Origin of the sequence: Leucobacter sp. M11 (assembly GCF_035726885.1) — a bacterium.
Classification (GTDB): domain Bacteria; phylum Actinomycetota; class Actinomycetes; order Actinomycetales; family Microbacteriaceae; genus JAPFRB01.
The window spans coordinates 1-9,431 of sequence record NZ_JAPFRB010000002.1; the positions used below are offsets into that span (position 1 = coordinate 1).

The 9,431-nt window shown below is 70.0% G+C and carries 8 protein-coding genes; 1 reads left to right on the forward strand and 7 read right to left on the reverse strand.

Annotated features, from left to right (window positions below; all coding sequences use genetic code 11):
• Positions 1 to 937: 937 nt before the first annotated feature.
• Positions 938 to 1,447, reverse strand: coding sequence for an SRPBCC domain-containing protein (locus OOT08_RS04125; RefSeq protein ID WP_325091304.1), 510 nt, complete (start codon positions 1,445 to 1,447; stop codon positions 938 to 940).
• Positions 1,448 to 1,620: 173 nt separating this feature from the next.
• Between OOT08_RS04125 and OOT08_RS04130 the strand changes: the two genes are divergently transcribed.
• On the forward strand, positions 1,621 to 2,013 hold the full coding sequence (locus tag OOT08_RS04130) for a hypothetical protein (protein WP_325091305.1): 393 nt from the start codon (positions 1,621 to 1,623) through the stop codon (positions 2,011 to 2,013).
• A 58-nt stretch (positions 2,014 to 2,071) separates the two neighbouring features.
• Here the strand turns inward: OOT08_RS04130 and OOT08_RS04135 are convergent, their stop codons facing one another.
• The 6 genes from OOT08_RS04135 to efeO all read right to left on the reverse strand — a co-directional run.
• Positions 2,072 to 2,866 (reverse strand): nitrilase-related carbon-nitrogen hydrolase, encoded by a 795-nt coding sequence (locus tag OOT08_RS04135; RefSeq protein ID WP_325091306.1) that lies wholly within the window; start codon positions 2,864 to 2,866, stop codon positions 2,072 to 2,074.
• Between the two features lie 34 nt (positions 2,867 to 2,900).
• Positions 2,901 to 4,211: a tyrosine--tRNA ligase gene (gene tyrS / locus OOT08_RS04140; protein WP_442916197.1), complete on the reverse strand. Its 1,311-nt coding sequence runs from the start codon at positions 4,209 to 4,211 to the stop codon at positions 2,901 to 2,903.
• 187 nt (positions 4,212 to 4,398) lie between these two features.
• Positions 4,399 to 5,826 (reverse strand): argininosuccinate lyase, encoded by a 1,428-nt coding sequence (gene argH / locus OOT08_RS04145; RefSeq protein WP_325091308.1) that lies wholly within the window; start codon positions 5,824 to 5,826, stop codon positions 4,399 to 4,401.
• Positions 5,827 to 5,955: 129 nt separating this feature from the next.
• Positions 5,956 to 6,879, reverse strand: coding sequence for an ornithine carbamoyltransferase (gene argF / locus OOT08_RS04150; protein ID WP_325091309.1), 924 nt, complete (start codon positions 6,877 to 6,879; stop codon positions 5,956 to 5,958).
• A gap of 55 nt (positions 6,880 to 6,934) precedes the next feature.
• A complete protein-coding gene (gene efeB, locus OOT08_RS04155; RefSeq protein ID WP_325091310.1) occupies positions 6,935 to 8,266 on the reverse strand; it encodes an iron uptake transporter deferrochelatase/peroxidase subunit in 1,332 nt (443 codons plus the stop codon).
• The coding region (gene efeO / locus OOT08_RS04160) for an iron uptake system protein EfeO (protein WP_325091311.1) at positions 8,259 to 9,431 on the reverse strand (1,173 nt) is incomplete at its 5' end. The genes efeO and efeB, both read right to left, overlap by 8 nt.

The window sequence follows — 9,431 nt, forward strand, 5'->3', positions numbered from 1 at the left end:
TTTGGCATTTGACATTGTGCACGCTATTGAGTTCTCAAGGACCAGACACCCGCCGTACCACCCGAAGGCTTCCGAAGGGCAACTTCTCTAACCTACCACACCCGATTCGCTCTCGCAAACCGTGTTTCCCCAGCTTCTCAGCCCCGCACCCTGTTCGGATCCGGCCCGTCTTGCGACAGTGGAAAGCGCCACCCTTGCGAGTGAACGTCTTCGTGGAGGAAGTCCCATCTTACAGGCATTTACCGTGAAGCGGAAAACCGCTTGTCGTAAACCCTGAAGTGAAGGATTGTGGCCAGCGATTGCGACCGGCCCGCTTCTCGCGTTCCGCACCGTTGTGCTGACAAGAGATAACTATACGCAGGCCAGGGGGCACCCGCAAACCCGGCCCGCACGGTCGGGCGTGTCAACCGTGACCTTTTCGAGATAAAACCCAGGACCCCACAAAGTTCATCCCGCAGTCACGCGAAACCCCCTTGCGCGTGTCGCCGGGCCGCCTCCCGCGAAACCCCCGCGGATTCCCGCGGTGACTGCCGGGATCGGGGCGACCACCGCGGCCCGAAACCGCGCACGCCCCGCGGTTCCCCGCTCGTCGCCCGGGTGCCCGCGTCCGCGCTGCTGCCGCGTCGAGCGCGCTGCCGCGTCGAGCGCTGCCCCGTCGAGCGCTGCCTCGTCGAGCACTGCCTCACCCCGACCGGGGTGAGGCCACTCGCCAGCGGCCCCCGCTTGTGACCACCGCACCTTCGACGGACATCGGGTGACTCCCCCGCCCAGAGGGAAGAGGACGGACGTCGCCTGCGGACCTCTCCCCAGGAGCCCACCCCCTTGGTGCTTCTCTTCGGAAGCTGCCCGAGGACAACCTGCCCCGCCGCACCGCAGCGCTCGGGTCCTCCAGAGCAGCGCTCCACCGGTGCCGGCCACACGGGAGGAGGAGGCTCGCTTAGGAGACGTCGGTCAGCAGTGCCGCGTAGGCGGCACCCTGCGGCCCGAAGGCGGCCTCGAACTCCGCGATCCCGGGGAGGGGTGTCCCCGCGAGCACCGCGGCCAATCGATCCAGGTACCACTCCCACCCCGGCCCGATCTGGGCGAGTTGGCTCCGGTCGAGGTCCTCATGGCGGAACTCCAGCGCGGTCCCGTCCTCACTCGTGACGAGCAGCAGCGTCAGCCGCCAGGTGCCGAGGCCGGTCTCGGAACTGACCGTGAGCGCTTCGCCCGGGCGGCAGCGGTGGATGACGAAGTCCTGCGGGGCCGCGTCGCCGGGCTCCGCGTTCATCGTGACCGCGACCGTCCCCTGCTCCGGGTCCCCCGCCCAGGTGCCAAACCACTGCCCCAACTCCGCGGCGTCCGTGAGCGCGGACCAGAGTCGCTCCGCGGTGACCCAACAGGTGCGACGCAGCACCAAGGTGCGCCCCGAGTCCTCCAGCGTTCCGGTGATGGTTGATCCGGTCACGGGGTCCCCCTCCTGTGGCGGCGCGGCTCCCGCGCGTGTGCTCAGCGTAGCGACGCGAGCGCCCAGCGGCGATGAGCCGAGAGCGAACGGGCTGAATTCCCCGGGGAATTCCCCGGCGGGCAGGGTTCAATAGAACCACGTGCCGAGAACCCACCCCCGGAAGGGAGCCCCCCGTGACCATCATCACCCCGAACCACACCCCCGGCAGCGGATCCGACGGAGCCCCCGGTCCCCGGCCAGGCCCCGCTCAGGAATGGCAGATCGTTGACGATCGCCCCGAGCGGCGCAGTCCGCTCCCCCAGATCCTCACGGGCCTCGGCATCCTGCTCATCGTGGTCGCCTCCTTCGGCGCGACGCATCTGATCATGACCGGTTCCGGCTTCTTCGGCGTGCTCGGGCTGATCGGCCTGGGCGTGCTGTGGGTTGCCCTCGTGATCGCGTCGATCGTGACGACGCTTCGCTTCCGCGCCTTCCGCCGGGCCCAGATGCTGCTGACCGCGGCGGGGGTCATCCTGAACCCACTGACGGTGTTCATCCTCTCCGGCATCCTGATCACGCTCTTCTAGCGGGCGGCCCCAGCCCCGCGACGGGAACCGCGCGATCTCGCGCCCTGCCGAGCCGGGCTCAGGCGCGGGCGGGCCAGGAGGCGTAGAGCTCCGGGCGGCGGTCGGCCAGGTAATCAGCCGCCTCGCCCTCGAGCGGGGCCACCTCGGGCAGCTCCGCGACGAGGAGCCCCGGGGCAGCATCGGCAACCGCGAGCAGCTGCCCTTCCCGGCCGGCGACCGTGCTCAGCCCGGCAAAGCCCTCACCGGGGGTGGCCGCGTGATCCGCGTAGGCCACCACGAGGTTGTTCTCGGCGGCCCGGGCACGGACCAGGAGCTCGGGAATGTAGGCGGCAACCGGCGTGATCGCGGTGGGCACGAGGACAAGGTCCGCGCCCAGCGTGGCCAAATACCGCGTGGGCTCCGCGAACTCGATGTCGTAGCAGACCTGGAAGCCGACCGTCCGGCCGTTCCACTCGGCGACCTCGGGCGCGCGCTCACTCGGCACGAACGCCGAGCGCTCCGCTTCGTCCCAGAGGTGCACTTTGCCGTAGCGCAGCACGGACTCGCCAGCCGCATCCCACAGCTCGGCTGTGATCTCGAAGCCCCCAGCGGGGGCAAGGCCGGGCAGGCTCGCGGCAATCGCGATGCCCTGCTCGGCCGCGATCAGCGCCACGCGCTCCGGGAGCTGAGCGACGCGCTCCGTCGTCAACCACTCGGCCAACGCACGGGGCGCGTATCCGGTCACGAACAGCTCCGGAGTGAGCAACAACTCGGCCCCGGCCGAGACCGCCTCCGCGGCAGCCGCCCGCAGCGCGCCGAGGTTCGACTCGACGTCCAGCGGGATGTTCTGCGACTGCAGCAGGGCGATCTTCACGGGTGACTCCGGTTCTGTGGCGGGACCTTGTTGGTTACGTGCGGATGATGCCGGCGAGCGTGCGCTTGCCGCGGCGGAGCACGGCGAACTCGCCGTGCAGGAGCTGCTCCGTCTCCAGGACCGCGTCCTCAGCGCCGACCTGGGCGTTGTTCACGGAGACGCCGCCCTGACCGATGGCCCGGCGGGCCTCCCCGAGGCTCTTCACGAGTCCGGCGTCCACGAGCAGCTGCGCGATCGGGGTGCCGACCGTGGCCGACGCCTGCGGCAGCGCGGTGATCGCCCCGGCCAGGTCGTCGCGGCCGAGATCGGCGAGCTCGCCCTGGCCGAAGAGCGCGGCGGAGGCATCGATGGCCCCCTGCGCGGCCGCGGGGCCGTGCACGAGGCTCGTCACCTCGAGGGCGAGCTGCTTCTGCGCGGCGCGCTTGAAGGGCTCGGCGGCAACCTGCGCCTCAAGCGCTTCGATTTCGGCGCGTCCGAGGAAGGTAAAGACCTTGAGCCGGGCGATCACATCGGCGTCGTCCGTGTTGACCCAGAACTGGTAGAAGGCGTAGGGGCTGACCATCTCGGGATCGAGCCAGATCGCGTTGCCCTCGCTCTTGCCAAATTTGGTGCCGTCGGAGTTCGTGATGAGTGGGGTGCCGATCGCGTGCACGCTCGCCCCCTCGGAACGGCCGATCAGGTCCACGCCTCCGACGAGGTTGCCCCACTGGTCGCTGCCGCCGGTCTGCAGGACGCAGTCGTAGCTGCGGAACAGTTCCCGGTAGTCCATGGCTTGCAGGATCTGGTAGCTGAACTCGGTGTAGCTGATGCCTTCAGCGGAGTTCAGCCGGGCGCTCACGGCGTCCTTCTTCAGCATCGTGCCGACGCGGAAGTACTTGCCAACCTCGCGCAGGAAGTCGATGGCGCTGAGGGGCGCGGTCCAGTCCAGGTTATTGACCATCCGGACCCCGTTGTCGCCGTCCGCGTGCAGGAAGCGCTGGATCTGCGCGCCGAGGTAGCCGACCCACTCGGCCACCGTCTCCTCGGAGTTCAGGGTCCGCTCCGCGGTCGGGCGCGGGTCACCGATCAGGCCGGTGGAGCCGCCGACGAGGCCGAGCGGCTTGTGGCCTTTGAGCTGGAGGCGGCGCAGGAACAGGATCTGCACGAGGTTGCCGAGGTGCAGGCTCGGCGCGGTCGGGTCGAAACCGCAGTAATAGGTGAACGGCTCGCCCTCGAGGCGCGCTTTGAGCGCCTCGGCGTCGGTGGAGACGTGGATGAGCCCACGCCAGACGAGCTCGTCCCAGAGGGAGTCAAAGCTGTCGTCGTTCCGTTGCCCCGAGAGGATGACGTCGCGTTCGTTCACAATTTCAGACACGCCCCCATATTAGCAAGGGAACACCGCGGGCCGAGCCGCCGAGGAGCGGCGCGATCGCCTCGGCGAGCGGGTCTCCGACCCGGGCCGAGGGGGATCCCTCCCCACTCGGCCCGTTTGGTTCTGCTCCCGAGCGCCGCTGTCTTCCGCGTCGCGCTCGGCGCGCTGTGCGCTGTACGCTCTAGGCGGCCGCGCGGAACGCCGCGATCGTGGCGGCCAGGCGGTCCAGCTGCTCGGTCACGCGCACCTGGGCGGTGCCGCCCGCGCCGGTGCGGCTGTTCACGGAGCCCTCGATCGTGAGCACCTCGCGCACCGCGGGGCTCAGGTGCTCGGAAACCGTCAGCAGTTCCTCGTCGCTCGGCTCGTGCAGTTCCAGGCCGCGCTCCTCGCAGTAGCGGACGAGCTCGCCCGAGATCTCGTGGGCGTCGCGGAAGATGACGCCCTGCTTGACGAGCCACTCGGCAACGTCCGTCGCGAGCGAGAAGCCCTGCGGGGCCAGCTCGGCGAGGCGATCCGTGTGGAAGGTGAGCGTCGCGACCATCCCGGTGAAGGCGGGCAACAGCAGTTCCAGCTGGTCGACCGAGTCGAAGACGGGCTCCTTGTCCTCCTGCAGGTCGCGGTTGTAAGCCAGCGGCATCGCCTTGAGCGTGGCCAGCAGGCCCGTCAGGTTCCCGATCAGGCGTCCGGACTTGCCGCGGGCGAGCTCGGCGATGTCCGGGTTCTTCTTCTGCGGCATGATGCTGGAGCCCGTGGAGAAGCTGTCGTGCAGGGTGACGAAGCCGAACTCCTTCGTGTTCCAGAGGATGATTTCCTCGCTGAGCCGGGACAGGTCGATGCCGATCTGGGCGCAGATGAAGGTGAACTCGGCGACCACATCGCGTGCGGCGGTGCCGTCGATCGAGTTCTCCAGCGGGGCACCGAGCCCGAGCTCAGCGGCAACGAGGGACGGGTCGAGCCCGAGGGAGCTCCCCGCGAGCGCGCCGCCGCCGTAGGGCGAGGCGGAGGCCCGGACAGACCAGTCCCGGAGCCGCTCCAGGTTCCGGACCAGGGGCCAGGCGTGCGCGCCGAGCTGGTGCGCGAGGAGCACGGGCTGCGCGTGCTGGAGGTGGGTGCGGCCCGGCATGATCGCGCCGGGGGTGGCCAACGCCTGCGCGTGAATCGCCTCGAGCAGGTCGAGGACCAGCTCGCGGATCGCGGCGGCGTGGTCAAGCAGGTAGAGCCGAACGAGCGTGGCGATCTGGTCGTTCCGGCTGCGGCCCGCGCGGAGCTTGCCGCCGAGCTGGACGCCCACGATGTCGATGAGGCCGCGCTCCAGGGCGGAGTGCACATCCTCGTCGTCCTCGGCGGCGACGAAGGCGCCCGCGGCCACATCGGCGGCGAGCTGGTCGAGGCCCGCGCGCATTGCCGTCAGTTCCTCGGCGGACAGATACCCGGCGGAGGCCAGCGCGGACGCGTGCGCCTTCGAGCCGCGGATGTCGTACTGGGCCAGGATCCAGTCGAAGTGCGTGGACTTGCTGAGTGCCTGCAGCGCGGGGGCGGGGCCGCTCGCGAAGCGGCCGCCCCAGAGGGCTCCGGCTTCGCCTGCGCGGTTCTCGGTGTTGTCGGTCATGTTCTTCCTCACGGGAGTTCGGGGTGTTGGGGTGCCCACGGGCCCCGCCGGGTCCCGGCCCGGCGGAGCCGGGCGGTCGGGGTGCGCCGTGCGGGCGCGGGGGCATCGTGGGAGGGGTGGGTGGCTGCGTTAGGCCTGTTCGAGGAGCCAGGACATGAGGGCCTTCTGGGCGTGGACGCGGTTTTCCGCCTCGTCCCAGACGACGGACTGCGGGCCGTCGATGACGCCCTCGCTGACCTCGAAGCCCCGGTAGGCGGGCAGGCAGTGCAGGAAGATCGCGTCATCCTTCGCCCCCGCCATGAGGGCCTCGTTCACCTGGTAGTCGCCGAAGGTGCGCAGCCGCGCGTCCTTCTCGGCCTCCTGCCCCATCGAGACCCAGGTGTCGGTAATGATGATGTCGGCGCTGGCCGCCGCCGCGACGGGGTCCGCCGTCACGGTGACGCTGCCCCCAGTGTCCGCGGCGATGCGCTCGGCATCCGCGACGTACTCGGGGTTGGGCTGGTAGCCCTCGGGGCCGGCCACGCGGATGTGCATGCCCGCGGTCGCAAAGCCCAGCAGGTAGGAGTGCGCCATGTTGTTGGCGGCGTCGCCGAGGTAGGCCGCCGTGAGGCCCCGCAGCTCGCCCTTGTGTTCGCGGATCGTGAGCAGGTCGGCCAAGATCTGGCAGGGGTGGAAGTCGTCCGTGAGGGCATTGACGACGGGCACGGTCGCGTGCTCGGCCATCTGCCGCATCGGACCGTGGGCCGCGGTGCGCCAAACGACCATCTCGACCATGCGGGACAGCACGCGCGCGGTGTCCTCGATGGACTCCTTGCCGCCCATCTGCGAAACACCGGAGTCGATAATGAGCGGGTCGCCGCCGAGGTCTGAAATCCCGACCGAGAAGCTCACCCGGGTGCGGGTGCTCGTCTTGTCGAAGATGACGGCGACGGTCTTCGGGCCTTCCAGGGGTCGCTCCGAGAATCGCTCTCGCTTCAGGCGGATGGCGCGGTCGAGGATCGCGGTCTGCTCGGCGGGAGAAAGGTCATCGTCACGAAGGAAGTGTCTCATCACCCCTCCAGTGTAGGGCTCGCGGGGTGTGTCGCCCGCCGGGGCCGCCCCCGGCGGCTCACTCGAACAGCGCCTGCCCAACGAATTCCCCGGCGGCGATTCCGCGGGGCACCGCCCAGATTCCAGAGCCGATGTGGCGCAGGTACTCGTTCATGGTGTCGGTTTTGAGCGCGCGCTGGACCCGAACGAAGGTTGCCGGGTCGTTCTGGAAGCAGATGAAGAACAGCCCCGCGCTCAGCTGGCCGAGGGGGTTGTTGCCGTCCACGTAGTTGTAGCCGCGCCGCAGCATCCGCACCCCGCCGTTGCTGTCGGGGTGGGCCAGCCGCACGTGGGCGTCGACCGCGATCGCTGGCCCCCCGTCCGAGGAGAACGCCGCGAAGTTCGGGGAGTCGAACTCGCCGCCGCCGGAGAGCGGCCCGCCCTCCCCCTTCGTGCGCCCGACGATCTGCTCCTGTTCCCGCAGCGACGCGCGGTCCCAGGTCTCAATCGTCATCGCGATCTTGCGGGCGATGAGGTAGCTCCCGCCGCGGATCCAGGCCTGCGGGTGGTCCTCCGGCACCCAGAGGTGCCGGGGCAGCTCGTCCGTCTCCTCGGCCATCAGATTTGCGGTGCCGTCCTTGAATCCAAAGAGGTTCCGAGGGGTGTCCTGCGCGGTCGAGGTGGAGGCCGTCCGGCCGAAGCCGAGCTGGCTCCACCGGATCCGCGCCCGGCCCATCGCGATCCGGCTGAGGTTGCGGATCGCGTGCACCGCCACCTGCGGGTCGTCGGCGCAGGCCTGCACGCAGAGGTCGCCCCCGGTCAGTTCCGGCTCAAGCAGGTCAAAGGCGAAGCTCGGCAGCGGCTCGAACTCGGCGGGCCTGCGGTCGCGAATCCCGAAGCGGTCGGTCCCGTCTTCGCTCTCGAACAGGCCCGGCCCGAAGCCGAAGGTGAGGGTGAGGTTGGCGGCGTTCAGCCCGAGGGCCTCGCCGGTGTCCTCCGGCGGGGCGAGCGGGGGGCCGCTGACAGCCCCCGTTTCCCCCACGTCGCGGCCGCGCGTGAGCTGCTCGGCGGCCTCTGTCCAGTCCCGCAGGAGCGCAACGAGGCCCGCCCGGTCGGTGGAACGCAGGAGCTGGAAGGAGGCGAAGTGCAGGCGGTCCTGGGCCGGGGTCACGATCCCGGCCTGGTGCGCGCCCCGGAATGGAATCTGCTGCCCGCTGGCCGGGGCTGCCGCCCGGCCGAGGGCGTTCGCGGTGACCGCGCCCCCGGCGCCGCCGATGGCGAGGCCCGCGGCGCCGACCGCCGCGAAGCCGAAAAAGCCCCGTCGGCTGACGCCGGAGCCGCTGGCGTCGCCGGACGTCGCCGAGTCAGGAGACTCGGCGGCGTCCGGACCGTCGGGGCGTTGCTTAGGCACCGCTGATCCCGAGCACCGTGTGCGTCAGCTGGGACAGCGGCTCGCTGAGGGCGTTGAGCTGGGCGCCCAGCTCGTTCCGCGCCTCCTGGTCCACCGTGCTGTAGTCGACGTAGACCCCGTCGGCCGTCTCGTAACTGGCCAGCAGGTCCAGCATGGCCTGGAACTGCGTGTCGAGCTCGCCCGTCAGTTCCTCCCCCGCCTCGCCGGTCGCCACCGCGATGTCGCGAACGGACTGATAGGCCACCTGCGCGCCCTCGACGTTGGCGACGAAGTCGGACAGGTCGGTGTGCGCGAACTCGTTCTCCTCGCCGGGCAGCTTGCCGTCGGGGGCGGCGATCTCGTCGAGCAGGCCAACCGCGCCGTTGGTGATGTCCCCGAGCGTGAGCGCAAAGTCATCGCCGTGCACCAGGTCGTAGAGCGTCGTAATGTCGGCCATGAGCTGATCGCCGACCGCCGCGCGCTCCTCCGGGCTCAGCGCGGTGAGGGTCTCCCCGGGGTAGTTCTTCTTGGCCTCGTCGAGCCACAGGTCCATCTCGATCCGGTGGAAGCCGGTGAAGTCCAGCCCCTCGGCCTCGGCCCCGGGCTTGCGGTAGTCGATCTTCGGGTCGAGATCGCCGAACTGCTCGGCGGTGGGCTCGATCCGCTCGTAGTTGACGCGGGCCAGGGGGAACAGGCGCCGGGCTTCGGCGTCGTCTCCGGCCGCGTAGGCGTCGACGAAGGACTGTACCAGGGGCACCATCTCCGCGGCCTGGGTCTTCACGTAGGCCGTGTAGTTCGCCACGGCGGCGTCGCGCGCCTCGGCGTCGTCCGCGTTCAGCTCGACCGTGTCACCGGTCACGGTGAAGGGCTTCTGCCCGATTCCCGAGCCGACCATGCCGGGCTTGCAGACGGTGAAGTAGTTGCCGGGCTGGGCGACCAACGTGAGGTCACGGCTCGCGCCGGGGGCGATGTTTTCGACCTCGCCGACAATGCTGAGTTCGTTGTCGGCGAGGACATAGAACTCGGTCACGGTGTCGCCGGTGTTTTCCACCGTGAAGGTGATCGGGCCGCTCGGCACCGAGTCGGTGTTCACGACGCAGTCGTCGGCGGAGCTGGTCACGGTCAGCGCCTGGGCAACGCCGGCCCCGGCGTTGGGCACGCACCCCGTGAGGACGAGCGCACCGCT